The organism is Gelidibacter mesophilus DSM 14095 (assembly GCF_000423005.1).
Lineage (GTDB): Bacteria > Bacteroidota > Bacteroidia > Flavobacteriales > Flavobacteriaceae > Gelidibacter > Gelidibacter mesophilus.
The window spans coordinates 40,201-66,118 of record NZ_AUHD01000017.1; the positions used below are offsets into that span (position 1 = coordinate 40,201).

At 37.2% G+C, this 25,918-nt stretch carries 23 protein-coding genes and 1 tRNA gene; 12 read left to right on the plus strand and 12 right to left on the minus strand.

The features are described 5' to 3' along the window. The first annotated feature begins 116 nt into the window (after positions 1 to 116). Entirely contained in the window at positions 117 to 1,196 is a 1,080-nt protein-coding gene (locus G525_RS0116025) for a mannose-1-phosphate guanylyltransferase (protein WP_027127056.1), read from the plus strand. 11 nt (positions 1,197 to 1,207) lie between these two features. Then, positions 1,208 to 2,680 carry a DUF389 domain-containing protein gene (locus tag G525_RS0116030; RefSeq protein WP_027127057.1) on the plus strand — a complete coding sequence of 491 codons (1,473 nt, stop codon included), beginning with the start codon at positions 1,208 to 1,210 and terminating at the stop codon, positions 2,678 to 2,680. A gap of 157 nt (positions 2,681 to 2,837) precedes the next feature. Here G525_RS0116030 and G525_RS0116035 read toward each other — a convergent pair whose 3' ends face one another. Both G525_RS0116035 and G525_RS0116040 read right to left on the minus strand, forming a co-directional pair. Next, positions 2,838 to 3,605: an ABC transporter ATP-binding protein gene (locus G525_RS0116035; RefSeq protein ID WP_027127058.1), complete on the minus strand. Its 768-nt coding sequence runs from the start codon at positions 3,603 to 3,605 to the stop codon at positions 2,838 to 2,840. Further along, positions 3,605 to 4,342 carry an MlaE family ABC transporter permease gene (locus G525_RS0116040; RefSeq protein ID WP_027127059.1) on the minus strand — a complete coding sequence of 246 codons (738 nt, stop codon included), beginning with the start codon at positions 4,340 to 4,342 and terminating at the stop codon, positions 3,605 to 3,607. Before G525_RS0116040 ends, G525_RS0116035 begins: the two co-directional genes overlap by 1 nt. Before the next feature lie 114 nt (positions 4,343 to 4,456). On the opposite strand from G525_RS0116040, the gene pafA reads away from it, so the two are divergent. The 3 genes from pafA (at position 4,457) to G525_RS0116055 (ending at position 8,044) form a co-directional block, all read left to right on the plus strand. Beyond that, complete coding sequence (pafA, locus tag G525_RS0116045) at positions 4,457 to 6,124, plus strand: alkaline phosphatase PafA (protein ID WP_027127060.1); 1,668 nt, start codon at positions 4,457 to 4,459, stop codon at positions 6,122 to 6,124. A gap of 28 nt (positions 6,125 to 6,152) precedes the next feature. After that, the gene (locus G525_RS0116050) at positions 6,153 to 6,932 is read left to right on the plus strand and encodes a DNA/RNA non-specific endonuclease (protein WP_157491956.1); all 780 of its coding nucleotides are present in this window, start codon (positions 6,153 to 6,155) and stop codon (positions 6,930 to 6,932) included. Between the two features lie 68 nt (positions 6,933 to 7,000). Continuing rightward, positions 7,001 to 8,044, plus strand: a complete 1,044-nt coding sequence (locus tag G525_RS0116055) for a S41 family peptidase (protein ID WP_027127062.1) — start codon at positions 7,001 to 7,003, stop codon at positions 8,042 to 8,044. Between the two features lie 99 nt (positions 8,045 to 8,143). Here the strand turns inward: G525_RS0116055 and G525_RS0116060 are convergent, their stop codons facing one another. The 3 genes from G525_RS0116060 to gcvP all read right to left on the minus strand — a co-directional run bounded on the left by G525_RS0116060 (position 8,144) and on the right by gcvP (position 13,429). Next, positions 8,144 to 9,328, minus strand: a complete 1,185-nt coding sequence (locus G525_RS0116060) for a glycosyltransferase family 4 protein (RefSeq protein WP_035479935.1) — start codon at positions 9,326 to 9,328, stop codon at positions 8,144 to 8,146. Position 9,329: 1 nt separating this feature from the next. Then, positions 9,330 to 10,388, minus strand: coding sequence for a 3-oxoacyl-ACP synthase III family protein (locus G525_RS0116065; protein WP_027127064.1), 1,059 nt, complete (start codon positions 10,386 to 10,388; stop codon positions 9,330 to 9,332). A gap of 191 nt (positions 10,389 to 10,579) precedes the next feature. Then, positions 10,580 to 13,429, minus strand: coding sequence for an aminomethyl-transferring glycine dehydrogenase (gcvP, locus tag G525_RS0116070; RefSeq protein WP_027127065.1), 2,850 nt, complete (start codon positions 13,427 to 13,429; stop codon positions 10,580 to 10,582). Positions 13,430 to 13,616: 187 nt separating this feature from the next. On the opposite strand from gcvP, the gene G525_RS0116075 reads away from it, so the two are divergent. Continuing rightward, a complete protein-coding gene (locus tag G525_RS0116075) occupies positions 13,617 to 14,447 on the plus strand; it encodes a UbiA prenyltransferase family protein (RefSeq protein ID WP_027127066.1) in 831 nt (276 codons plus the stop codon). 239 nt (positions 14,448 to 14,686) lie between these two features. Here the strand turns inward: G525_RS0116075 and G525_RS0116080 are convergent, their stop codons facing one another. The 6 genes from G525_RS0116080 to G525_RS0116100 form a co-directional block, all read right to left on the minus strand. Further along, positions 14,687 to 15,244 carry a sigma-70 family RNA polymerase sigma factor gene (locus tag G525_RS0116080; RefSeq protein WP_027127067.1) on the minus strand — a complete coding sequence of 186 codons (558 nt, stop codon included), beginning with the start codon at positions 15,242 to 15,244 and terminating at the stop codon, positions 14,687 to 14,689. Positions 15,245 to 15,286: 42 nt separating this feature from the next. Then, on the minus strand, positions 15,287 to 15,697 hold the full coding sequence (locus G525_RS21890; RefSeq protein WP_051209980.1) for a DUF1731 domain-containing protein: 411 nt from the start codon (positions 15,695 to 15,697) through the stop codon (positions 15,287 to 15,289). Between the two features lie 63 nt (positions 15,698 to 15,760). Continuing rightward, a complete protein-coding gene (locus tag G525_RS21895) occupies positions 15,761 to 16,012 on the minus strand; it encodes a Rossmann-fold NAD(P)-binding domain-containing protein (protein WP_051209981.1) in 252 nt (83 codons plus the stop codon). Between the two features lie 156 nt (positions 16,013 to 16,168). Further along, complete coding sequence (locus G525_RS0116090) at positions 16,169 to 18,205, minus strand: M3 family metallopeptidase (protein WP_027127068.1); 2,037 nt, start codon at positions 18,203 to 18,205, stop codon at positions 16,169 to 16,171. Between the two features lie 200 nt (positions 18,206 to 18,405). Then, positions 18,406 to 18,888, minus strand: coding sequence for a 5-(carboxyamino)imidazole ribonucleotide mutase (gene purE, locus G525_RS0116095; protein ID WP_027127069.1), 483 nt, complete (start codon positions 18,886 to 18,888; stop codon positions 18,406 to 18,408). 84 nt (positions 18,889 to 18,972) lie between these two features. Continuing rightward, a complete protein-coding gene (locus G525_RS0116100; RefSeq protein WP_027127070.1) occupies positions 18,973 to 20,124 on the minus strand; it encodes a 5-(carboxyamino)imidazole ribonucleotide synthase in 1,152 nt (383 codons plus the stop codon). Between the two features lie 156 nt (positions 20,125 to 20,280). On the opposite strand from G525_RS0116100, the gene G525_RS22130 reads away from it, so the two are divergent. From G525_RS22130 to G525_RS0116130, 6 genes are all read left to right on the plus strand, one after another. Continuing rightward, complete coding sequence (locus G525_RS22130; protein WP_084647778.1) at positions 20,281 to 21,390, plus strand: adenylate kinase; 1,110 nt, start codon at positions 20,281 to 20,283, stop codon at positions 21,388 to 21,390. 127 nt (positions 21,391 to 21,517) lie between these two features. After that, on the plus strand, positions 21,518 to 22,516 hold the full coding sequence (obgE, locus tag G525_RS0116110; RefSeq protein WP_027127072.1) for a GTPase ObgE: 999 nt from the start codon (positions 21,518 to 21,520) through the stop codon (positions 22,514 to 22,516). Between the two features lie 278 nt (positions 22,517 to 22,794). Beyond that, positions 22,795 to 23,520, plus strand: coding sequence for an SDR family oxidoreductase (locus tag G525_RS0116115; protein WP_027127073.1), 726 nt, complete (start codon positions 22,795 to 22,797; stop codon positions 23,518 to 23,520). A gap of 98 nt (positions 23,521 to 23,618) precedes the next feature. Further along, positions 23,619 to 24,149 carry a DUF4136 domain-containing protein gene (locus G525_RS0116120; RefSeq protein ID WP_027127074.1) on the plus strand — a complete coding sequence of 177 codons (531 nt, stop codon included), beginning with the start codon at positions 23,619 to 23,621 and terminating at the stop codon, positions 24,147 to 24,149. Positions 24,150 to 24,352: 203 nt separating this feature from the next. Beyond that, complete coding sequence (locus G525_RS0116125) at positions 24,353 to 25,258, plus strand: leucine-rich repeat domain-containing protein (protein ID WP_027127075.1); 906 nt, start codon at positions 24,353 to 24,355, stop codon at positions 25,256 to 25,258. Positions 25,259 to 25,424: 166 nt separating this feature from the next. Further along, positions 25,425 to 25,497 (plus strand) — tRNA-Met (locus G525_RS0116130). 154 nt (positions 25,498 to 25,651) lie between these two features. Here the strand turns inward: G525_RS0116130 and G525_RS0116135 are convergent. After that, positions 25,652 to 25,918 (minus strand): transposase (locus tag G525_RS0116135; RefSeq protein ID WP_027127076.1); only part of this gene is annotated, 267 nt, incomplete at its 5' end.

The following is a 25,918-nucleotide window of genomic DNA, read 5'->3' on the forward strand; positions in this document are numbered from 1 at the left end:
AGACTTTCTTGCGAGATGTTTTAAGTGTTTTTTGTGCCAATTTATTAGATATACAGGTTTTTGGTCAACAAAATGACCTAATTTATTTTTCATAAAAAATATAAAATTTTACAGACATGAATAGTAATTATTACGCCATATTAATGGCGGGAGGAGTAGGATCAAGATTTTGGCCCATCAGTACACAGGATTTTCCAAAGCAATTTCATGATATGTTAGGGACAGGCGATACGCTTGTTCAAAAAACCTTTAAGCGGCTTTCAAAATTAATCCCTAAAGAGAATATTTTTATTCTTACCAATGCCATATATAAAGACTTGGTTTTTCAACAATTACCTGGCGTGACTGAACGTCAAGTATTGTTGGAGCCAGCAATGCGCAACACGGCACCTTGTATTCTATATGCTTCTTTAAAGATTCAAAAGGAAAATCCTGAAGCCGTAATGATTGTAGCACCAAGTGATCATTGGATTGAAGATGAAGAGAAATTTACCAAAAATGTACAGCAGGCCTTCAACTTTTGCGAAGCGCATGATGCCCTGATGACTTTGGGTATTCAGCCAAGTTTCCCAAATACAGGGTTTGGATATATCGAGTATGAAAAAGAATCAAAAGAAGCCATAAAACCTGTTCAGCAATTCCGGGAAAAACCAGATTATGAAACGGCAAAATCATTTATCAATCAAGGGAATTTTTTATGGAATGCAGGGATTTTTATGTGGAGTGTCAAGAGTGTGATAAGGGCTTTTCAGTTTCATCAACCACAATTATTTCAATTATTCGAAAAAGGAATCAACCTCTACAATACTACAGACGAAGACCTTTTTATAGCTGAAAATTACGCAAAATCAGAAAACATCTCCGTGGATTATGCCATCATGGAAAGTTCAGAAAATGTATATGTCCTACCGGCGGAATTTGACTGGAATGATTTAGGAACCTGGGGAAGTTTATATGACCAACTTGAGAAGGATCAAAACCAAAATGCCGTAGTAAATGCGAGGACTTTGACAGAGGGTGCCTCAGGGAATATGATTAGAACTAAAGGCGATAAGATTGTAGTGGTTGATGGACTAAAAGATTATATCATTGTGGACAAAGACGAAGTTTTGCTTATATTTCCCAAATCTAAAGAACAGGACATAAAGCAAGTCCTTCAAAAAGTCAAGGATAAGTTTGGCAATCAGAACGGATAACACGTGAGTTAATGGAAGAAAATAAATTTAATTTTTCAGAAGAAGAAAAATTAGAGGAACAGGATAAAGCTGTTGAAGCCTCTAAGCAGGCCGTTAAGAAGGATGCACAAGGACTTTGGGTGAGTATTAAGCATTTTATCAGCGAATTGCTTGATTTTAGAGAGGACACTGATAGAGATGCCACCGTTACTGCTATTAAAGGTGATATTTCTTTTAAGGGAGCGACCGCTTGGATTCTCATCTGTTCTATTTTTGTGGCCTCTGTTGGATTGAATGCCAACTCTGCAGCTGTAGTTATTGGTGCCATGTTAATTTCGCCATTAATGGGTCCGATATTGGGTGTTGGTCTTTCCATAGCTATAAATGATATCGACACTTTAAAACGATCATTGATCAATTTGGTCATAATGATTGTGCTCAGTTTGGCAACCGCTTTTCTATTCTTTAAATTTTTTCCATTAAGTGAAGATACCTCTGAATTGCTGGGGCGTGTAAAACCAGATATTCGTGACGTATTGATTGCCTTTTTTGGAGGTTTGGCTCTGATTATTGCGAGAACAAAAAAAGGAACTATAGCGTCAGTTATTTTTGGTGTGGCTATTGCTACCGCATTAATGCCGCCTTTGTGTACCGCAGGATATGGACTGGCAAAGGGCAATCTAGATTATTTTTTAGGAGCCATGTACTTGTTTACCATCAATACTATTTTTATAGCTTTGGCCACATTTATAGTAGTAAAAATTCTAGGGTTTCCAATGCTCAAATATGCTAATTCAGCCAAGCGTAAACGCATCTCCAGAATTGCTACGGTGGTTGCAGTTATTGTAATGATACCTGCTATTTTCACCTTTATGGATGTATGGAGACAGAGCAAGTTTGAGAATGAATCTCGAGCATTTATCAATAAAGAGCTGGAGTCTTTACCGCATTCTGATTTTATTAAGACAAATGCAATTTTCACCTATTCGAGTGTCAAAGGAGAGCCATCTACTCTAGAGTTGAACAGTTTTGGATTGGATCAAATTCCAGAGAATACCGTGTCCATTATCAAGGGCCGTATGAAAGATTATCCAGCACTTGCTAATGCAAAACTTGTCTTTAATCAGAACCGATCTAGAAATTTGGACAACATTCGGTACATGTCGCAATTGCGCTATCGCGATTCTTTGGACTTATTGTCACAGGCTGAAAAGATTATCTTTCTTGAGGATAAAGTTAGAAAACTGGCAAAATACGAAACACTTCAAATCCCTTTTGAAGAGTTAAGTAAGGAGGTTAAAATTAACTATGAGAACATTGATAAATTATCGTATTCTAGTGTCATTTCCTCTAATTTTAAAAAATTGGATACTATTGCGGAGTTTACGGTACAATGGAATGAAAGCGTCAAAGAAGATGTGATAACCAAGGAACAGAATAAACTACACCGATGGCTCAAGCAAAAGTATAAATTGGATACTTTAGTAGTAAGAAAGGGTCGGTAAGTGCCATTAATTGAAGAGTTGATTCCTGTGGGAAAGAAAGTTGTGTTTTAAAATTTTTCATGTAAAGCCCGCAAAGGAAATATTCCTATCTGATGATGAATTTTTTGTGGAAAATGCGTAAATTAATTGAGCTGAATACGAAAAGCTTTCACCTGAACTATACATCTTCATCCAAATACATTTTTTGAACGCGTTTGAATAAGTCCGAAGAATACACAAAGTCCGTGACCGCTTCATTATCGGTTTTAAAAATATTTTTATTTGATCCTTCCCATTCTTTAAGACCGTTTTTCAAAAAGATAATCTTTTCACCAATTTCCATTACTGAGTTCATATCGTGGGTATTGATAATGGTAGTAATATCATATTCTTTGGTAATTTCTTGAATAAGATTGTCAATTACGGTAGCAGTCCGCGGGTCTAAACCAGAGTTGGGTTCATCACAAAATAAATATCTGGGTTGGTTGACAATAGCTCTTGCAATTGCTACTCGCTTTTGCATTCCACCTGAAGCTTCACTAGGAAGTTTGTTATGCGCATCATCAAGATTCACTCTTTTTAGGACGATATCAACCCTGTCGTTCATTTCACTCTTGCTCTGTTTTGTAAACATTCGCAATGGGAATTTTACATTTTCGGCGATGGTCATAGAATCAAAAAGAGCACTACCTTGAAATACCATGCCCATTTTTGATCTCAAAGTACTTTTTTCGTCGGTAGATAAGTTTGAATAATCGGAGCCGTCATAAATAATGGAACCTTCATCAGGAGTGAACAAGCCTAATAAAGTTTTTAAAAATACGGTCTTTCCCGAACCACTCTGTCCTATGACAAGATTGGTTTTGCCTTTCTCAAATTTGGTGCTTATGCCTTTGAGGATTTCGTTATCACCAAAAGATTTATGGATATTATTGACTTCAATCATTAGCTTAGCAACATTTGGGTTAATATGTAGTTTAAAAGGATAATGGCAACACTCGTCCAGACGAAAGAGGTGGTACTGGCTTTGCCCACTTCTAATGCTCCACCTGTCATATAAAATCCATGGTATGAGGGTATCGTAGCCAATAAAAAGGCGAAAACAAAAGTTTTTATAAATGCATACGCAATATGAAATGGAATAAAGTCCAGTTGTATCCCTGCAATATAATCATCTAAAGAAGCAAAACCTCCAAACACACATGCTGCCATTCCGCCAATAATTCCTAAGAATATAGCAATAGAAATCAAGAATGGATATAACATGAGCGCGACAAATTTAGGAAATACCAAATAATTTACGGCGTTGATTCCCATGACTTCCAAGGCATCAATTTGCTCAGTAACACGCATCGTCCCGATGCTCGATGTGATAAAAGAGCCAACTTTTCCTGCCATAATGATGGAGATAAAGGTGGGGGCAAACTCTAAAACTACCGACTGTCGTGTCGCGAAGCCAACCAAGGTTTTTGGTATTAGTGGGTTGGTCATGTTTAAAGCGGTTTGAATGGTCACCACACCGCCCACAAAAAAAGCAATGAATGATACTATCCCTATCGAATTGATAATCAGGTCATCAATGTCTTTAAAAATTAAATGTCGCAACACTGACCATTTGGTGGGTTTGCGGAACATTTGCTTTATCATCAAAAAGTATCGACCAATATTATGTAGGTAACTCATATTAAACTTTTAGTACTGCTAATGTAAAAAAATGACGACGTATTTTATCTTTTATTTATAATTAAGATTTTTTAAAAAAGCCGTATGTTTGATATTTAAATTCAATTTAGAAAAATGAACAATATTATCTCCAGTATCCTTATCACTTTGTTTTTTGCTACATCACTTCAAGCACAACAAGGGAGTTCTAAAAACAAGACCAGCAAAGATAACACTATTCAAACGCAACCAAAACTAATTGTGGGCATTGTTGTGGATCAAATGCGCTATGATTATCTCACAAGATTTTATAGTAAGTATGGAGAAGGCGGTTTTAAGCGGATGATAAATGAAGGATTCAATTGCAAAAACAACCATTTTAATTATGTGCCAACTTATACGGCACCCGGGCATGCTTCAGTTTATACAGGAACGACACCTAAATATCACGGCATTATTGGAAATAATTGGTACGACAAGGAGATAAAAAAATCGGTTTATTGTGCTGGTGATGATAGTGTGCAATCAGTTGGTACCGCGCATGATGCTGGTAAAATGTCGCCAAGCAGGATGAAAACAACCACGTTTGCCGATGAAAATAGACTTTTCACGCAATTACGAGGGAAAACCATAGGGATTGCGCTTAAAGATAGAGGTGCTATACTTCCGGCAGGCCACACTGCAAACGCCGCATATTGGTTTCATGGTGCTGACGAGGGCCGTTGGATAACAAGTACATTTTATATGAATGAATTGCCACAATGGGTTCAAAATTTCAACAATTCAAAACAAGCAAGTTCCTATTTTAAAGTATGGAATACCTTATATGATATTTCAACCTATACCGAAAGCGCAGCAGATGAAAACACTTTTGAAGGCGGTTATAACGGTAAGGAAACAGCAACATTTCCTTATGATTTGATGGCTCTAAAAGAAAAGAATTCTGGATATGATATTCTTAAGGCAACACCTTACGGCAATAATTTGACAACTGACTTTGCGCTTGCGGCAATTGATGGTGAATCTTTAGGAAAAGATGAATTTACAGACGTATTGGCTGTTAGTTATTCAAGTACAGATTATGTTGGCCATAATTTTGGAGTGAGTTCAAAGGAGGTTCAAGATGCTTATTTACGATTAGATCAGGATTTAGAGCGTTTGTTTAATGGTTTGGATGCTAAGGTAGGCAAAGGCAATTACACAGTTTTCTTAACTGCAGATCATGCTGCTGTTGAGGTGCCGTCTTATTTAGCGAGTTTAAAAATTCCTGCCGGATATTTTAGTGGCAAAGCATTTAAAGACCAGTTAAATGCTTTTTTAAAGACGACCTATAATACTGAAGATCTTATAGAGAACTTTAGCAATAACCAAATTTTTCTGAATAGAGCAAAAATTTCTGAAATGGGACTAAAGCTTGCAGACGTTCAGCAAAGTATTGCCAATGAGATTATTTCATACCAACATATCGATAAGGTTTACACAGGCCAATCAATGATGAAAACTTCTTTTTCAAGAGGGATAGAAGAATTGATCCAAAATGGTTATAATCAAAAACGTTCCGGTGATGTGATTTATGTGTTTGATCCTGCGGTTCTATCCTATAGTTTGACGGGATCTTCCCACGGGACTGCCTTTAATTATGATACCCACGTACCACTTTTACTTTTCGGAACAGGTATCAAACATGGCCATACCTACAAGAAAACAAATATTACCGACATTGCCCCAACAATGTCTGCCGTGTTAGGCATTGGGTTCCCAAGTGGTTCTTCAGGTCAGCCCTTGGAATTTGTTTTAGAATAGCAATTTGACTAAAAAAAATCTTTATGGCATGATTGCTATACTCCTCGTGCTTGGAGTATATGGTTACGAATTTTTTTTAAACGAAGAAGAATCTTTAAGAATTATAAAAGAAGGCGGACGGGTCAAATCAGACACCAATGCCTTCTTTTTGCCTTCCAGCACCACTGGGCAGGTGATACATCATCAAAGGTATTCGCTTTCTTATAGTGAGCCTCATGAGCAAGCGGAGTGGGTGGCTTATGAGCTTAAAAAATCACACCTTTCAAAATCGAATTTTAAACGCCCCTATTTTGAAATTGACCCCGCTGTAAAAACGGGTGCAGCAAGTTGGCGTAACTATAAAAACTCGGGATATGATCGGGGGCATTTATGTCCCGCTGGAGACAGAAATTACAATCAAAAAGCGCACGACGAAACATTTTTAACTAGTAACATCAGTCCGCAGAATCATGAGTTTAATGCAGGTATTTGGAATAGCTTAGAGCAAAAGGTTCGCGATTGGGCACGCAAATATGATGGGGTTTATGTGGTTGCTGGGGGCGTTTTAAAAGATAATTTAGCTACTATCGGAAATGAAAAAGTAGCGGTCCCTGAACATTTTTATAAAATTATATATGATCCGAATAATCAAAAGATGATTGCTTTTTTAATGCCAAGTAAAGATTCTAAAGAGCCATTGTGTAAGTTTGTAGTTCCAGTGGATTCTGTAGAGGTACTCACTGGGATTGACTTTTTTCCACAATTGGAAGACGTATTGGAGAATAAATTAGAAGCTATGAGTACTTATTATGGTTGGAGTTTTAATTGATTTTTAAACGGGTTGAAACGTTAGAAGTGGTTAAAATGCAGAAACCAATAAAACAGATGTCTAAATATATGAAAAGAACATTTTTAATAATCTTTACCGTAGGTCTATCTCTTAACGTAATGGCACAAAATCAACAAACATCACAAGACAGTATAGAAATATTTTATGATGCTTTATTTAGGAATCTGCAAAAGCAATATCTGTTTAAAAAAGATGTCGATTGGCGCAAAGTTAAATCTGAAACTCACCAAAGTTTAACAAAATACGCCGACTTTCAAAGTTCACTTAATGAGTTAGAAAATTTGTTTGTGAAAATTGGAGCCACACATTGTAAAGTACGCTATAAAGAAAATCAATATTCAATTCCATTTCAAATCGCTCCAAATCTTTTAAGTGAACAATTGAAAGAGAAATTTTCAACAAAACAAGATTTTGAAGCGAAAATAATTGACGGAAAATATGGATATATATTAATGCCTGAAATTTCCCCTTCAGATTTTAGTCCAGAATATACGCACACGCTTGCTCAGCCTTTATATGATCAAATTTTCGAATTAAAAAGTAACAATAAATTAGATGGATGGATTATAGATTTAAGATTGAACACTGGAGGTAATGCAGAACCCATGTTGCTATCATTATATGATTTTTTAGGAGATAATACTGTTTGGGGTTCATTAAATGTCAAAAAAAGGCAAACAACTACTTATAGTTTAGATAAAGGAAATTATATCTTTCATATTGATAAAAACCCTTTTAAACAATCGTATATAAATCCAAAAGGGGAATTATTGGTTAAAACAAAAGTGGCGGTTATCACGAGTGCTATTACAGCGAGTTCAGGAGAAATAACGGCTTTGGCTTTTAAAGCAAGACCAAAAACTATTTTGATTGGAGAAGCGACATCTGGTTATACAACAGGAAATATGAATGTTGATTTACCTTTTGAATCTTTATTGATTTTAACAACCTCTTTTGACAGTGATAGAAATGGTAATTATTACGATAAAATTATTCCAGACATTCTTGTTTCAAAACAAGATAATTTTGACGACTTACTTTTAGATGGAAATATTCAGAAAGCTATAACATTTATATCGGGAAAAGAATAATAAGTTAACTAAGGGATAAATTAAAGGAAGTTCATTTATTTATAATTGAGATGTCTCTTAGATCCCGTAGCGAAGCGGTCTTGAACTCATTTTCAGATTTTACTCGTTATAAATCTCCAAAAACGCTTTGTCAGCATTCTTCTGATAAAGCTCAATCAGTTTTTCTTTACCATTTGAGCCCAAGGTCTCCCGAAGCGTTTTGCTTTCAATCAGTTTTTTTATGGCAGCTTTAAACTCTTCCTTGGTTTCATAGAGTAATCCGCAGTCTGAAGCTTCAATAAGCTCCTGCTGTGCTTTGCATTTTGTGGCCAAGATGGGGATTTCGCCATACATATACTGAAATAATTTATTGGCAACACCCGAATCATGCTGGGCATTAACCTGAAAGGGCGCCAAACCAATCGTAATTTTTTTCAGATAGGCCGGAAGGTACTTCATATCCGTCCATGGCATATAAGTGAGATACTTGTTTGCAATTGGATGATTGACATAACTGAGAAACACGTCTTTATCTGCTTTATCAGTAGGTCCTATGATCAACGTGTGAAATTCATTTCCCTCTTCCAAAAGTTCTATAATCCATGGTAGAATATCGATAATGCCACGGCGTTTCGCCACGACGCCAAAATAGAATAGCGTCGGTAAATTTGAATGAAACGGTACAGAATACTCGTTTTTTTCAAAGGTTTGAAAACTGTCAAAATCAGGCATATTTGGATGCGTATATATCGTTTCTGGTTTTAAAAACGAAAATCGCTTTATTAAATCCTGCCTAAAGGAATTGCTCAATACGATAATATGATTGGCAAAGTTTAAGTATTCACCTTCCTTATCGTACCATTTTTGGGGTTGGACTACATATTTTCGCCATCCTTTTATGGCCCATTGATATGAATTTATTGCGGCGGGATAGTTCTCGTGAAGGTCTAAAGTTAAGGGGATGTCACGCTTTGATTGCAGAATACCTTTTTTAGCTGCTTTGGCCAAATAGAGATCGTGCACATGTAGTGCATCTAACTTATTTTCGGATATGAATTTGGTAATATTTTTTTGCCATAACCGTTCGTACAGCTTAAAATTTGTACTCAAAAGCACAAAGAGATCTCTAATTTTTCTAGGGATCTTAACTCGTGTTACTTGAAAATCTGGATAGGTTTTATAAGTCTTTCCAAAATCAAAGCAGAGTACAGCTATCGTGTGGCCTTCCTCTAGAAGTAAACGGATTTCCTTTTGGACACGATGGTCATGATCAAACTCATTATCTACAACAACGCCAATAGTCATCCTAATATTGATAAACTATCGAATTGATATGCATACCGCCACCTACACTGGCAAACATGATGATATCGCCTTTGCTCAGCGTTTGATTTTTCAACTTATTTTTTCTGACCAAATCAAATAAGGTAGGAATGGTTGCAACAGAGCTATTTCCCAATTCGTGTATGCTCATCGGCATGATGCCCTCAGGGATTACAGTGTCATAAAGCTTATAAAAGCGTTTTAGTATCGCTTCATCCATTTTCTCATTGGCCTGATGTATAAAGATCTTTTTCACATCTTTAATGTCTTTGCCGCTTTTATCCAAACAGGCTTTCATAGCCAAAGGCACATTGGTTAGTGCAAATTCATATATTTTTCTTCCGTCCATTTTGATATAACGGGTATCCTCACACAAATCTTTATTATTGGAGTTGCCAAAGTATAAATAATAGGCTTCATCATAGGTAAAACTTCCAGTTTCATGGGCCAAAATCCCGCCTTCTTCGTCTGTTGCCTGAACAATGGTAGCGCCAGCACCGTCACTATAGATCATAGAATCTCGGTCATGTTTGTCCACTACTCTTGAGAGTGTTTCAGACCCAATAACCAAACATTTTTTCGCAATACCGGCCTTTATGAAAGCATTTGCCTGAATAACGCCTTCAATCCACCCCGGACAGCCAAAAAGGATGTCATAAGCAACACATTTTGAGCTTTTAATTCGTAAACTGTGTTTTACACGAGAGGCTAAACAAGGCAATGCATCCGTTTGAATCGTGTTATGTTTAACATCACCAAAGTTATGTGCCATGATGATATAATCCAATTCTTCAGGATCTATATTGGCATCAGCAATGGCTTTTTCTGCAGCAAAAAAAGCAAGGTCAGAGGAGGTTAAATGGTCTGAAGCATAACGGCGCTCGTCAATACCAGTAATTGCTTTGAATTTTTCAATGATGACCGAATTGGGATGCTTTAAACTTGAGCCGTCGGTATTTAGAAAATGATGTTGACTGAAGCTTTCGTTTTTTTCGATGCTACTTGGAATGTAGCTACCGGTGCCAGTAATCTTTATTGCCATTTGTTTTGAAAATTTGTTCAATTCACTAAATGTACTTAATATTCGTTTTGGTCAACACTAATTCAAGTGTTTATTGATGATTTTTGCCAAATTATCAAAAATATACCACATAGAAATAAAAATTAATAGAAAAGCGCTCATTTAATATTTTAAAGAGCGCTTTTGGTAATAATTATACTGGTTTAACAGCACTATGCTTCCATATATTCTTCAATCGGCGCACATGTACAAATTAAGTTCCTGTCACCATAGGCATCATCTACGCGTCTAACGGATGGCCAAAATTTGTTGTCACGAATATATTCTAACGGATATGCAGCGGTTTCTCTGGAATATGGGAAATCCCACTGACCGGAGGTCAGCATCGCTAAAGTATGTGGTGCATTTTTAAGCACGTTATTTTGATCGTCTTTTGAAGCATTGTCAATTTCCTTTCTGATAGAAATCATGGCGTCACAGAAACGGTCCATTTCGTCTTTGCTCTCACTTTCAGTAGGTTCAATCATCAGCGTTCCAGCCACTGGAAAGGACACTGTTGGCGCATGGAATCCATAATCCATCAAACGTTTTGCGATGTCACTAACTTCAATGCCATTTTCTTTAAAAGGCCTACAATCTACAATCATCTCATGGGCGGCGCGTCCGCGTTCTCCAGAATATAAAGTGTCAAACTGACCTTGCAGACGTTGCTTGATATAATTTGCATTCAATATGGCTGTTTGTGTCGCTTTTGTCACGCCTTCAGCACCCAACATTTTGATATATCCATAAGAGATCAAGCATACCAAAGATGATCCAAAGGGTGCTGCTGAAATAGCAGTGATTGCTTTGTTGCCACCAGTTTTGATAATTGGGTTGCCTGGCAAAAATGGCACTAATTGTTCTGCAACACAAATAGGGCCAACACCTGGACCACCACCACCATGAGGGATGGCAAATGTTTTATGTAAATTAAGATGGCATACGTCTGCACCAATGTTTCCAGGATTGGTCAAACCAACCTGAGCATTCATATTGGCGCCATCCATATAGACTTGGCCGCCATTATCGTGGATAATTTGTGTGATTTCCTTGATGGCAGATTCATAAACCCCGTGGGTAGATGGATAAGTAACCATTAAACATGAGAGGTTATCTTTATGCTTAAGCGCCTTTTCACGCAAATCGTCCACATCGATATTGCCTTCCTCAGTAGATTTTGTGACGACCACCTTCATTCCGGCCATAACGGCACTTGCTGGATTGGTACCATGTGCAGAAGATGGAATCAAACAAATATTACGATGGCCTTCGTTGCGAGACTCATGATAGGCTTTGATTACCATTAAACCTGCAAACTCACCTTGTGCGCCAGAATTTGGTTGTAAAGAAGTGCCAGCAAAACCGGTAATTTCAGTCAGTTGGTCCTCTAATGCTTTTAGAACGATATGATAACCTTCAGCCTGCTCAACGGGACAAAATGGATGAATAGTACCCCAATTTGGCCAACTTAATGGTAACATCTCTGCGGCAGCATTAAGTTTCATCGTACAAGAACCCAACGCGATCATGGAGTGGTTCAAAGACAAGTCCTTGCGCTCCAGCATTTTGATATAACGCATCAACTCCGTTTCTGAATGGTGCTTGTTGAAGACATCCAAAGTTAAGAACTCTGATTGACGTTGTAAATTCTCTGAAATGGAATTGGCCTCTTCAATGGCTGTTAAGGTAACCGTATCCTTTTGACGGTTCTCAGCAAAAATGGCAATAATTTCATTGGCATCTTTTAGGGAAGTCGTTTCATTAATTGAAATCGTTACAGTATCTGCATTAGGATAATAGAAATTAACTTCATGGCGTTCCGCTATCTTTTTGATGTTTTCAGCGTTTGCTTCAACTTTAAGCGTGTCAAAAAATGAGGTGTTTTTTTGTTTGTACCCCAATTGCGTTAAAGCATTTGCCACACCTGAAGCCGTATTATGAACTTTGGACGCAATAAATTGAAGACCTTTTGGACCGTGATAAACAGCGTACATTGCTGCCATAACGGCTAATAGTACTTGCGCGGTACAAATATTAGATGTGGCTTTGTCACGTTTAATATGTTGCTCACGGGTCTGTAATGCCATGCGTAACGCTCTGTTGCCGTTCATGTCTTTGGTTACTCCAATGATACGTCCTGGCAAATCACGTTTATAGTCTTCTTTAGTTGCGAAATAGGCAGCATGAGGACCGCCATATCCCATTGGTATTCCGAAACGTTGCGTTGTTCCAACTACCACGTCAGCACCAAATTTACCTGGAGCTTCCAATTTTACCAAACTTAAAATATCAGCCGCAACTGCCACTTTTATTTGATTGGCATTGGCTTTTTCAATGAATGACTTGATATCGCTTACCAATCCGTCTTTTCCCGGGTATTGTAAAATGGCCCCGAAGAATTCTGATGAAAAACTGAATTCCTCTTCATTCCCGACAACTAATTCAATGCCAATAGGAGCAGACCGGGTTTGCAACAAAGACAAGGTTTGCGGTAAAATGGCGTCAGAAACAAAAAATTTGTTAATGTTGTTTTTCTTTTGATCACGATCACGAACAGCAAATAGTAATCCCATAGCTTCAGCCGCGGCTGTGCTTTCGTCAAGTAGCGAGGCATTGGCAATTTCCATTCCTGTCAAGTCTGTAACCATGGTTTGGAAGTTCAGAAGCGCTTCCAAACGTCCTTGGGCAATTTCAGCTTGATAAGGCGTATAGGCCGTATACCATCCCGGATTTTCCAAAACGTTACGTTGAATAACGGCAGGAACAATGGTGGGGTGATAACCTAATCCAATATAAGATTTAAAAATTTTATTCTTTTTCGAAAGCTCATGAATATGGTTATTATATTCGTACTCAGACATTGGCGCGTCAAGATTCAATCCGTTTTTCAATCGGATATTATCAGGAAGTGTCTCATAGATCAATTGATCTAAGTTTTCAACTCCAATGGCTTTGAGCATTAAATTTTGGTCATTTTCGTCTGGACCAATATGGCGAAGAGCAAAACTGTTTGTATTCATTAAGATAGTGTTGTGTTAGATTCCCGTCTTTGCGTGAAATTCAAATTTTTAAGCACTTTAAATTTGTGGATTCAAAGGTCTTTTTTCCAACCGCGAATTTACGGAATTATTGACCATTTTTAGTTAACGAAATCTAAAGTTTTTAACCAATTGAACGTCTTATTAACACAATGCTTATTTTTGTAAGATGAAGCGCATAAAGCCTTTGTTTGATTTTTACATCAATAGTAGCACCCATGTAGCCTTGGCGGTGTTTTCTATGACCTTTGTGAGTCTGTTGGAGCTTAATTTGCCAACCGATTGGCCCTTGTTGTTGTTTGTGTTTTTCTCTACAATTACAGGTTATAATTTTGTGAAGTATTTCGGGATGGCAAGGTTTCATCATCGGCAACTGGCAAGGTGGTTGAAAATTATTCAGGTATATTCTTTTATTTGTTTCCTGTTAATGCTTTGGTTTATGTTTCAACTAACAACCAAAACGATGCTTTATATTATTATTTTTGGGGCCATTACATTTTTATATGCCATTCCTTTTTTACCAAAACGATTTTTTATGGACCAACAAAAAAATCTTAGAAACATTGGCGGTGTAAAAGTATATGTAATTGCCTTGGTTTGGGCTGGGGTTACGGTTCTGCTTCCTGTTTTAGATAATAACGCATTCTTTTCTATCGATGTTTGGATTACAGCCGCCCAACGATTTGTTTTGGTCATGCTCTTGATGTTGCCTTTTGAAATTAGGGATTTGCAATATGATAGTTTGAAATTGGCCACAATTCCTCAGAAAATTGGAATAAGAAATACCAAAATAATGGGCGTTATGGGAGCGATTGTTTTTTGTGTGTTGGAGTTTTTTAAAGAGGAATTGAATCAGAAGTTGATTGCATTAACCTTTGTAGTGGCATGTGTTACTTTGCTTTGCATTGTTTTTTCCAATAGGAAAAGAAGCAATTATTACAGTTCTTTTTATGTCGAAAGCGTGCCTATCCTGTGGTTGATCCTACATTTCGTTTTTTAGCTGTTCGTTCAGACGGTCTTCAATAAGTTTGCGCTCGCTGTAGTGTAAACATTCCAATTTGGATGATTTTAAAGTTTTGGTCAACTTTGTGTTCCGGTTGACGTAGAGTCTCGTGGTGCGACACCAAAGGTATCTGAAGCTAAGTTTGACTTTTTCCCACAAGGTAGATTCACGATATTGCGATTTATCGCAGATATGAAATGCTTCTTCTTTTGAAATTAAAAATGATCTTGACATTGCTATGATTTAAACCAGTTTTTCTCCATGCATTCAGCCATTGCAATCCGTGCACGATGAATAATGACCCATAAGTTAGACGCAGTGATGTTTAGTTCATTACAAATAGTTTCTGTTTCATAATTTAGGATGGTTTTCATTTTGAAAACGGTTGCTTGTTTTTCCGGTAGTTTATCCAAACAATTATAGATAGCATCACCTAATTCAGAGTTTTCTAGAATTTCTTCAGCATTTAAATAACCTTCATCCTCTACACGTTCTTCAAGCCAATCTCCTTCATTCTCGTCGGTATTATAAGTCATTCTGACTTCAGCTTGACCTTTCTTCGAATTTATCTTTCTATAATAATCAATGATTTTTCGTTTTAGGATCGAAATAAGCCAAGTGCGCTCGGTCGCCTCTCCTTTAAAATTTTTCATTGACTTTAAACCTGCGAAAAACGTATCTTGAAGTATATCTTTTGCAATTTCGCGGTCATTGACACGCGTTATAGTATAATTAAAGAGGTAATCCGAATAGCGCTCAATCCACTTTTTCGGGTTAAGTTGATGATTTGGCATTTGTTTTCATAGCGATTTGTATCAAAAATAAGTAATTAAAATTTAATTATTCAGCAAATCAGATAAAGCGTTTTGAATGTTTTTGTGTTTAAAACTGAAATTATTATCCAATAAACGGTTGGGAACCACATTTCTGCTTTTTAGAATAAGCTCCGTTTCTGTGCGGATAATTTGCGCTCCAATATTTAAAAGCCATTCAGGGTGTGAGATTCCAATTGGGATTTTTAATGTTTTTCTTAGGGCAGACATTAAAGTGTTATTGTCCGTTGGTTGCGGGACGCAAAGATTAAAATTTCGGGAAAGGTTGGTGTGGTCAATTAAAAAATCGACAGCGTTTGCAAAATCCTGTTCATGGATCCAACTTACTTTTTGATTGCCTGAGCCCTGTTTGCCGCCAAGTCCATATTTGGTCAATGTTTTCAACGGGATAAGCGCACCGCCTGTTTTGCCCAAAACGATGGCTGTACGAAGTGCTATCTTCCGGGTCTTTGGATTTGAAATGGCGTAGAAGGCATGTTACCATGATTTTGCAATGTTCATGGAGAAATCATCACCAATTATTCCTTGTTCCTCGTCGTTTCCATAGTCTAAAGAGCCTTCGTAAATAGTTGAAGTTGACGCATTTATCCACAACTTTGGAGGCTGTTCACACAAGTTGATGGCTAGTCCCAAAACATGTGTGGCGTCTATTCTTGAATCGTTGATTAGTTTTTTGTTCGTTTCGGGGTATCTGCAGTCCACTGATTTCCCGGTGAGATTAATCAGCACGTCAGCGTTTCCTAAAACTGTAGTCCAATCGCTTAGTTCTTCAGCATTCCAATAGACGTCGTTCTCACTTTTTGGATGTCTGGTCAGTATTCTGACCTTATAGCCAATAATTTATCAATTCTAGAAGTCTATCTCGTTAGAAATGTCGATAAATAACTATTTTATAGGTATCAATCCAGCACGTTTTAACAATGCTTCAGGTTGAGGTTCTTTACCTCTGAAACGTTTGTAAAGCACCATTGGATCTTCGATACCGCCTTGAGATAACACGTTCTCCATGAATTTTGTGGCAACTTCTTTATTAAAAATGCCTTTTTCCTTAAAGAATTCAAAAGCATCGGCATCCAGTACTTCAGCCCATTTGTAGCTGTAGTATCCTGAAGAATAGCCGCCTTGAAAAATATGGGAAAATGAAGTGCTCATACAATTTTCCTTGACATCAGGAAATAATTTTGTGTCTTCAAATACTTTTAATTCGTGGGTTTTAACATCAGTAATTGCTGTAGGATCGGCCCCATGCCAGCTCATGTCTAAAAGACCAAAACTGATTTGTCGCATGGTTTGCATCCCTTCATGGAAAGTAGATGAATCCTTAATTTTTTGAACAAAATCCATGGGAATCACTTTTCCCGTTTGGTAATGTGTTGCAAACAATTCCAATGCGTCTTTTTCATAACACCAGTTTTCAAAAATCTGACTTGGTAATTCAACAAAATCCCAAAACACACTTGTGCCCGATAAACTCGGATACGTGGTATTGGCCAACATGCCGTGAAGTGCATGTCCGAATTCGTGAAATAGGGTGGTGACTTCATTAAAAGTTAAGAGTGAAGGCTTCGTTTTGGTAGGTTTAGTGAAATTACACACTATAGAAATGTGTGGGCGCTCATTGGTGGTCTCTTTTATAAATTGAGGTTTGTAGCTGGTCATCCAGGCGCCATTCCGTTTTCCTGCCCTTGGAAAAAAATCGGCATAAAAAATGGAAACCAAATCGCCCACAGTATTGGTTACTTTATAGGTAAGCACATCTTCATGGTATTTGTCTATGGTGGTAATTTCTTCAAATTCCAGTCCGTATAACTTTTGAGCCACTTTAAAAGCGCCATTAATGACATTCTCCAATTTAAAATAGGGTTTTAGCTTTTCGTCATCCAGATCAAAGCGTTCTTGTTTTAATTTTTCGGCGTAATATCCAGAATCCCATTTTTCTAAACGATTGATCTTGTCTTTGTTACGGGCAAATTCCTGAAGTTCCTCAAATTCTGCTAATGCGGCAGGTTTTGCCTTAGCTAAGAGTTCTTCCAAAAAGGCCTCTACTTTTTGCGGTGTTTTTGCCATACGCTCTTCTAGAACGAAGTGGGCATGGGTTTTATAACCGAGCAATTGTGCACGTTCAAAACGTAATCTGGCAATTTGAAGAACATTGTTTTGATTGTCTAGCGCATCTCCTTTAAATGCTTTTCTTCCGGCTGCAATGGCTAGTTTTTTTCGGAGTGCTCTATTATCTGCATAGGTCATAAACGGAATGTAACTCGGGTAGTCCAATGTGAACATCCATCCATCTTTATCTTTGCTTTCTGCCAATTGCTTCGCTGCTTCCAGTGCGCCTTCTGGCAGGCCTGCCAGCTCACCTTCATTGGTGATCAACATCTCAAAATTATTCGTTTCTGCTAAGACATTCTCACCGAATTTTAATGAAATTTGACTCAATTGCTTATCAATATCTCTAAGTTTTTGCTTCTTTTTTTCAGAGAGGTTGGCACCATTGCGGGAAAAGCCTTTATATTTTTTATCCAAAAGCGTCTGTTGTTCAACCGTTAAGTCCAAGCTTTCTTTGTGGTCATAGACAGCTTTGACTCTTTTAAAGAGGGCTTTATTTAAGGTGATGTCATTACTGAATTCAGACAATAATGGAGAGACTTCCTGTGCTATTTTTTGAATAATATCACTGGTTTCTGCTGAATTTAGGTTGAAAAAAATACTCGAAATCCGATCTAATTGATGTCCCGTAAATTCCAAAGCCTCAATAGTGTTTTTAAAGGTAGGTTGAGCTTCAGTATTGGTTATGGCGTTAATTTCTGACTGAGCTTCAGTAATGGCGAATTTAAATGCCGGGAGAAAATCTGTATCTTTTATTTTGGTAAAAGGAGCCGTATTGTATGGCGTATCAAAAGGTGTATTGAGAATGTTCATAAGTGCTTTTATATATTGTATAGCCGTTATCGGACACTATCTATAACGGGTAGTAATCGCCGATAATTAACTTAATTTTAAATATTTTTGGTAATGATATTTTTACCTTTGTTGAACAATTGTAAAAAAGAAGTTTTGATAAAGCCCTTTAATATAATTGATTAATAGCAGAAAAATCCCCAACTGAAGTTGGGGATTTTCTATTTTAAAGCTTTGGCCGACTCAATAACGGATATTTTTAAATCTTCTTTATAAGCGATGATTTTATCCATGACTTTGGTATCTGAACTTCCAATGATTTGAGCGGCAAGAATGCCTGCATTTTTCGCACCGTTGAGTGCCACAGTCGCCACAGGTACGCCTCCTGGCATTTGAAGGATGGAGAGAACTGAGTCCCAGCCGTCAATAGAATTGCTACTTTTTACAGGAACACCTATTACTGGCAACGGCGTTAAAGAAGCAATCATTCCCGGTAAATGTGCTGCCCCACCTGCACCTGCAATGATGACTGAAAAACCGCGGGTATGGGCGTTTTTTCCATAATCAAATAACTTTTCTGGCGTTCTGTGGGCTGATACAATATCCACTTCAACGTCAATGTTAAATTGTTTTAAGATATCAATTGCGTCTTGCATTACTGGAAGATCGCTTTTGCTACCCATGATGATTCCTATTTTGCTCATAATTCTTATCTCTTGTGTAAGATTCAAATTTCAAAATCTTTGTTTTTAAGATCGTAAAAATTCAAATGCTCTCTTTTATATGTGTTAACTGATGACCTTAATCAAATTTTTGACATCTTCCGCAATTTTTCGCGCTTCATTCAGATCTTCATTGACTATCGTAACATGGCCCATTTTTCGAAATGGTCTGGTTTGATTTTTACCGTAGATATGTGGGGTTACACCATCCATTGCCATAATTTGTTCTATGTTTTCATATACAACAGCACCTGAGAAACCTTCGGCTCCCACTAAATTCACCATCACCCCTGCAACTTTATGGCCTGTTTTTCCCAGTGGTAAATTTAAAACGGCTCTTAAATGCTGTTCAAACTGAGAGGTGTAGCTTGATTCAATAGTGTGGTGTCCAGAATTATGTGGTCTTGGTGCCACTTCATTTACCAAAATCTCGTCGTTTTGAGTTTGGAACATTTCCACCGCCAATAATCCTACATGATGGAATGCGTCAGAAACCTTTAAAGCGACTTTGTGCGCTTTTTCTGCTACTCTCGCGTCAATTCTTGCAGGGCAAATTACATATTCTACCTGATTGGCTTCTGGGTGAAACTCCATTTCCACAATCGGATAAGTTTTGACGTCGCCATTGGAATTTCTGCTCACAATCACCGCAAGCTCATTTTTAAAAGGAATCATTGTTTCGGCAATACATTCCCCATCCTTCAACTCCTTTAAATCTGATTTGCTTCGCACCACCTTCACGCCATTGCCATCATACCCAAACTGAGCGGCTTTCCAGACAAAAGGCAAATGAAGTCCGCCGTTATCAATTGCATCTTCAATTTCAGAGACGTAAGCGAAACGTGCAAAATCTGCCGTTGGAATATTATGATCCACATAAAATAATTTCTGTGTGGCTTTGTTTTGGATGGTTTTTAAGGTTTTAGAAGAAGGGAATACTTTAATGCCTTCTTTTTCCAAAGTCTCTAGGGCATTTGCATTCACATTCTCAATCTCTATAGTCAGAACATCCACTTTTCTTCCAAAGTCAAGAACAGTATCGTAATCCATTAAATCGCCTTTGGTAAATTCATTGCAAGCAATTTTGGACGGAGCTTCATCACTAGGGTCGAGCACGCAGGTATAAATGTCAAATTTACGAGTTTCTGTAAGTAACATTTTGCCTAATTGGCCGCCACCAAGAATGCCAAGTTTAAAATTTGAAGAGAAATAAGTCATGTTTAAGGTTCTTACGTAGAAAATTCGGTTAAATTTATGTCATCAAAAAAACAAAAATACGTTTAAACTCTGAAAGTTGTAAATCAAATCCTGAAATTTCGGGAGTAAATTTTAAATCAAAAAGCGTATCTTTGCATCTTTTAAAAACCAATTATAGTGATTAAACTTCACGATTTATATTTCAAACCATTTATTTCTGAAGAGGAAATTGATTCTGCCGTTCAGAGAATGGTGGACCAAGTTGCAAATGATATCCAAGATGATATTCCTGTTTTTGTTGGAGTTTTAAATGGATCGTTCATGTTTGTCAGTGATTTTGTTAAAAAATATCCGAAACCATGTGAGGTGACTTTTATAAAGTTGGCATCTTATGAAGGCGTTAAATCAACAGATGATATTCAACGCTTGATCGGATTGACGCAAGATTTGACGGGTAGAACAGTGGTGATTCTTGAAGATATTATTGATTCTGGTAATACCTTGGTGGAAATCCATCGTATTTTTGAAAATGAAGAGGTTAAGGAATTGAAGATTGCTACGCTGTTTTATAAACCTGAGGCATATAAAAAAGACTTTAAGCTACATTATGTTGGTATTGAAATTCCTAATAAATTTATTGTTGGATACGGTTTGGATTACGACGCATTGGGAAGAAATTTGCCTGAAGTATATCAATTAAAAACAACGCAACACATGACCAATTTTGTCCTATTTGGACCTCCAGGAGCTGGAAAAGGAACTCAAGCCAATTTTTTAAAGGAGACCTATAATCTTGTACATATTTCTACGGGTGATGTGTTCAGACAGAATATAAAAAACAAAACGGCATTAGGGATGCTGGCTAAATCTTTTATGGATAAAGGAGAGTTGGTGCCAGACCAGATCACTATTGATATGTTAAATGCCGAAGTTGAAAAAAATTCCGATGCCAACGGATTTATTTTCGATGGATTTCCAAGGACAAATGCTCAAGCAAAAGCCTTAGATGAATTGATGGATGGTAAAGATTCTCAGATTAATGGGATGATTGCTCTTGAAGTGGATGATGAGGTTTTAGTAGAGCGTTTATTGGGTCGCGGAAAAACAAGTGGAAGGGCAGATGATGCTGATGAGCAAATTATCAGAAATCGCATCAAGGAATACTATAAAAAAACAGCGATTCTGAAAGATTACTATGACGCCCAAGATAAATATTGTGGTGTGGATGGCGTTGGTAGCATCTCAGAAATCACTGAGCGTTTAAATAAGGTAATTGATAAATTATAAGCAATAATTTAAACAAGCAACCCAATACTTGGGAAGCTAAATTTGTTGAACTATTAAGTTTAATCGTAAGGAAGGTTCCTAGATTAGATTTTAATTAAATGGATTCCCACGTTCGTGGGAAATGAATATGACTGAAGGGAATTTTGTTGACTATGTAAAAATGAACGTGCAATCCGGAAACGGAGGTAAAGGCTCAATGCATTTGCATCGTGAAAAGTATATAGCCAAAGGAGGTCCTGATGGTGGTGATGGTGGTCGTGGTGGTCATGTAATTATTAGAGGGAACGACAATCAATGGACTTTATATCATTTAAAGTTTAAAAAACACATTAGAGCAGGTCATGGTGAACATGGCAGCGCTTCTAGAAGTACTGGTGGTGATGGTGAAGATGTCTACGTTGATGTGCCATTGGGTACTGTTGTAAGAGATGCTGAAACCAATGAAATTATTTTTGAGATCACTGAGAATGGTGAAGAAAAAATTATTGCTGAAGGTGGAAAGGGTGGACTCGGAAATTGGCATTTTAAGACTTCGACCAATCAAACACCACGCTATTCCCAACCAGGTATTCCGTTACAGGAACGTGATATTCTTATGGAACTAAAGCTTTTGGCTGATGTTGGTTTGGTAGGTTTCCCTAATGCCGGAAAATCGACATTACTGTCAGTCATTACTTCTGCAAAACCAAAAATTGCCGATTATGAGTTTACAACGCTTAAACCAAATTTGGGAATTGTAGAGTATCGTGATTTCCAATCGTTTGTAATGGCGGATATTCCCGGAATTATTGAGGGTGCTGCGGAAGGCAAAGGACTTGGCCATTACTTTTTGAGACATATTGAACGCAATTCAATTCTGTTATTTTTAATACCTGCTGACGCTGATGATATTCTTAAGCAGTATGAAATTCTGTTGGACGAGCTGCGTCGTTACAACCCTGAAATGTTGGATAAAGAGCGTTTGATTGCCATTTCAAAAAGTGATATGCTAGATGCTGAATTGGAAGCGGAACTAAAGAAAGAACTCGATACAACCTTGCCAATAGATTATATGTTTATTTCGTCCGTAGCGCAAAAGGGCATCACGGAATTAAAGGACCGACTTTGGAAGATGTTGAATGTGTAATGTCGGGTTTAGTTTATCATTCATATAAAGCGCGTTGTTAGTAATGCTCTTTCTTTTTGAGAGTTTAAACAACTGAATTGTCATGAAAAAAGTATAAAATAATAGAATGGATTCTATTATTTCCATTCTCAATTTCTCATCATTATTATTTTCTAGCGCTTTTTCTTCCCGATAAAATCTTGAAAGGGGGTGTTTTCCATAAACATTTAATACAATTTTAATAATCCTAATTTAGGTTGGGGTTTTTCGTTTCGTAACTTTGGATAAAACGATATAAAATGAAAAACTTAAAAGATAAAGTGGCCTTAATCACAGGCGGGAGTAAAGGCATTGGCTACGGTGTAGCACTGAGTTTGTTAAATGAGGGCGTGAATGTCGCCATAACAAGCCGTAGCGAAGCGAGTGCAAAAGAGGCAGCAACAGAACTTACAAAGAAATCAAAATCATCTGCAAAAGCAATTGGGGTGATGGCGGATGTCAGAAAATATGAAAGTCAACAAGATGCGGTAAAACAAGTGCTGTCAAAATTTGGGCAGTTGGATATTGTAGTAGCCAATGCTGGTTTGGGGCATTTTGCATCCATTGAAGACTTGACACCAGAGCAATGGCAAGAAACTATAGACACAAATCTTTCTGGTGTTTTTTACACTATAAAATCGAGCCTTGAGGCTCTTAAAAAATCTAAAGGTTATTTTATTAGCATTTCCAGTTTGGCAGGAACTAACTTTTTTGCCGGTGGATCAGCTTATAATGCAAGTAAATTTGGGGTTACCGGATTTACACAATCGGTGATGTTAGACTTGAGACAACATAACATTAAGGTAAGCACCATTATGCCAGGGTCGGTTTCTACTCATTTCAATGGGAATGAGCCTGATGATAAGGATGCTTGGAAAATTCAAAGTGAAGATATCGGTGAACTGGTGATTGATCTAGTAAAGATGAATGAGCGTACTTTGCCAAGTAAGATTGAGGTACGGCCAACGATGCCGCCAAGTAAATAATTGAAACTTTTTTTATAAAAGCCTCGGTAATCATATCTCAATCATTTTTGAAATTTGATGCTGAGGCTTATTTTTTATTACCTTTAAAATAAAAAGTTATGAAAAAATCACTTCTCCTATTTGGACTTGCCGTACTGGTTATGTCCTGTACTGCTGTGCGCGTGAATTATGATTATGAGAAAACAACAGATTTCAATGCTTACAAAACCTATAATTATTATAATGACATGAACATGGGAATGAGCGAGTTGGACGCAAAACGATTTTTGGCTGCTTTAGATGCTGGTTTGCAGGCTAAAGGTATGAGTGTTTCTGATTCTCCAGATTTTCTGATTGACATTAAGAGCAATACGTTCCAAGAAGCAAGAAACAGTAATGTAGGCGTAGGTGTTGGCGGTGGTGGTGGCAATGTAGGTGGCGGGATTTCCATAGGAATCCCGGTGGGCCAGGCCAATATAAATAGAGAAATATTGTTCGAATTTGTTGATAATAACAAGTCAGGATTGTTTTGGCAAGCTGTAAGTGAAAGTTCATTTCAGCCCAATGCTAAACCTGAGGTGAGGGAATCTCAGTTTAAAGCTATTGTGGAAAAGGTATTATCGGGATATCCTCCAGCCCCTAAAAATTAAGATATCATAAACTGAGCTTTCTGGGATTTTTAAACCCATTTGCTTTAATAAATACTGCGAGTTCCTTTATTGTGTAATCTGCTGGTTGTTAGTTTTCTATAATTTTCGGCGGGTTGAGAGTTGCCGTTCATCGAAAATAATTGCTTTTTCATCGATATTATTATACATTCGTCTCTTAAACTTGCCAACCAAATTTAATATCTATGAAAACACTTAAACTTACATTGTTGTTTCTGTTAATGACCGTCCTATCATTTGGTCAGGTTTCAACACCAGAGAAAAATGCACTTATTGCACTTTTTAATTCTACCAAAGGTGATGCTTGGCAAAACACTTGGAATCTTCAAGCTCCAGTTAATACCTGGTATGGTGTTAAGGTTGTTGCCGATAAAGTTGTTTCATTAGATTTAGATTTCAATAATTTAAAAGGAACTTTACCAACTGAATTGGGTAATTTAATTCATTTGCAGCAATTGAGTCTATATAGAAATTCAATTTCTGGAAACATTCCTATTAGCCTCGGTAATTTGACGCATTTAAAAACATTAAATTTAGGTTTTAATAGACTTAAAGGAGCTATTCCTCAGGAGTTGACCACCTTGGCCTCTTTGGAGTCCTTGCAGCTCTTCATGAACGACTTGTCAGGACAGATTCCCCAATCCATTGGTAATCTCGCAAATTTAAAAACCTTAGAATTATACAACAATAATTTAACGGGTTCCATCCCGCAATCCATTGAAAACCTTAAAAACTTACAAAGTCTTTTAATTAGCAGTAACACGTTATCTGGACAATTACCTTCAGATTTCTCACAGCTCAAGAAGTTGAAATCACTAAGTGTTTTTGATAATCAATTGCTGGGACCGATACCACAATCTATTGGTGAATTGGCCAGCCTTGAAGAATTGGTATTGTCCAACAATGGGTTTTACGGCGATCTCCCTTCAGAATTGGTAAAGTTAACCAAGCTTAAAACCTTGCTTATTGGAAACAACAGTTTTCAAGGAGAATTGGCACAGTTGGGGAAAAAGTTTCCCAAGTTGACAGAGTTTGATTATGAAAATACAGGTAAGGGCGGAGCGCTTGCGACTTTAGACACAGAAGATTAGCATTTGCCAAACACTATAGAGACTCTTAATATTTAGTTATTAAGAGTTTTTTAGTGAATAAAGTTTTTCTAATCGAAAAAAAGCTTCTATATTTGCAGTCCTAAAATGATACAGTCGGCATTATGAACCGAGAGTTAAAAGCTAAGAGAATCATTTTAATTTATATCGCGGGATAGAGCAGTAGGTAGCTCGTTGGGCTCATAACCCAAAGGTCACTGGTTCGAGTCCGGTTCCCGCTACTAAGTAAGAGTAATCAGAAATGGTTACTCTTTTTTTATGCGGTAAATTCAAGGGTTTACAGGATCAAGTCAAAATCTGGATCAAGCCCAATTGTTGTGTTTATGCAAAGATTGTGGTTAATCTATAAAGGAAGAATTCTACATTTTTGACTCCTCAAAACTGTGCTCTAAAGGCTTTGATCTTTGCATTGAATGATTCTGCTGAGGCATTTGTACTTCTGTTTATAAAATAGTTCAGTATTGATCTATAATTGAGTGTTATCGTGTTCGCAATTGTGTTGAACGCTCTAAATCCTGTATTCTCTACATCTTTGTACCAATGTGCCAGTTTGGTATACGCTATTTCTATTGTTTTGGCTGTATTAAATATGTTCCTCAGTCCCTGGGTCAGATTAAAAGCGATCTTTATATCAGGATATTG

Excerpts from the sequence above, each read along its gene's own strand:
- G525_RS0116025 (WP_027127056.1), top strand. The coding sequence starts at position 117 with ATGAATAGTAATTATTACGCCATATTAATGGCGGGAGGAGTAGGATCA.
- G525_RS0116030 (WP_027127057.1), top strand. The coding sequence starts at position 1,208 with ATGGAAGAAAATAAATTTAATTTTTCAGAAGAAGAAAAATTAGAGGAA.
- G525_RS0116035 (WP_027127058.1), bottom strand. The coding sequence starts at position 3,605 with ATGATTGAAGTCAATAATATCCATAAATCTTTTGGTGATAACGAAATC.
- G525_RS0116040 (WP_027127059.1), bottom strand. The coding sequence starts at position 4,342 with ATGAGTTACCTACATAATATTGGTCGATACTTTTTGATGATAAAGCAA.
- pafA (WP_027127060.1), top strand. The coding sequence starts at position 4,457 with ATGAACAATATTATCTCCAGTATCCTTATCACTTTGTTTTTTGCTACA.
- G525_RS0116050 (WP_157491956.1), top strand. The coding sequence starts at position 6,153 with ATGATTGCTATACTCCTCGTGCTTGGAGTATATGGTTACGAATTTTTT.
- G525_RS0116055 (WP_027127062.1), top strand. The coding sequence starts at position 7,001 with ATGAAAAGAACATTTTTAATAATCTTTACCGTAGGTCTATCTCTTAAC.
- G525_RS0116060 (WP_035479935.1), bottom strand. The coding sequence starts at position 9,328 with ATGACTATTGGCGTTGTTGTAGATAATGAGTTTGATCATGACCATCGT.
- G525_RS0116065 (WP_027127064.1), bottom strand. The coding sequence starts at position 10,388 with ATGGCAATAAAGATTACTGGCACCGGTAGCTACATTCCAAGTAGCATC.
- gcvP (WP_027127065.1), bottom strand. The coding sequence starts at position 13,429 with ATGAATACAAACAGTTTTGCTCTTCGCCATATTGGTCCAGACGAAAAT.
- G525_RS0116075 (WP_027127066.1), top strand. The coding sequence starts at position 13,617 with ATGAAGCGCATAAAGCCTTTGTTTGATTTTTACATCAATAGTAGCACC.
- G525_RS0116080 (WP_027127067.1), bottom strand. The coding sequence starts at position 15,244 with ATGCCAAATCATCAACTTAACCCGAAAAAGTGGATTGAGCGCTATTCG.
- G525_RS0116090 (WP_027127068.1), bottom strand. The coding sequence starts at position 18,205 with ATGAACATTCTCAATACACCTTTTGATACGCCATACAATACGGCTCCT.
- purE (WP_027127069.1), bottom strand. The coding sequence starts at position 18,888 with ATGAGCAAAATAGGAATCATCATGGGTAGCAAAAGCGATCTTCCAGTA.
- G525_RS0116100 (WP_027127070.1), bottom strand. The coding sequence starts at position 20,124 with ATGACTTATTTCTCTTCAAATTTTAAACTTGGCATTCTTGGTGGCGGC.
- obgE (WP_027127072.1), top strand. The coding sequence starts at position 21,518 with ATGACTGAAGGGAATTTTGTTGACTATGTAAAAATGAACGTGCAATCC.
- G525_RS0116115 (WP_027127073.1), top strand. The coding sequence starts at position 22,795 with ATGAAAAACTTAAAAGATAAAGTGGCCTTAATCACAGGCGGGAGTAAA.
- G525_RS0116120 (WP_027127074.1), top strand. The coding sequence starts at position 23,619 with ATGAAAAAATCACTTCTCCTATTTGGACTTGCCGTACTGGTTATGTCC.
- G525_RS0116125 (WP_027127075.1), top strand. The coding sequence starts at position 24,353 with ATGAAAACACTTAAACTTACATTGTTGTTTCTGTTAATGACCGTCCTA.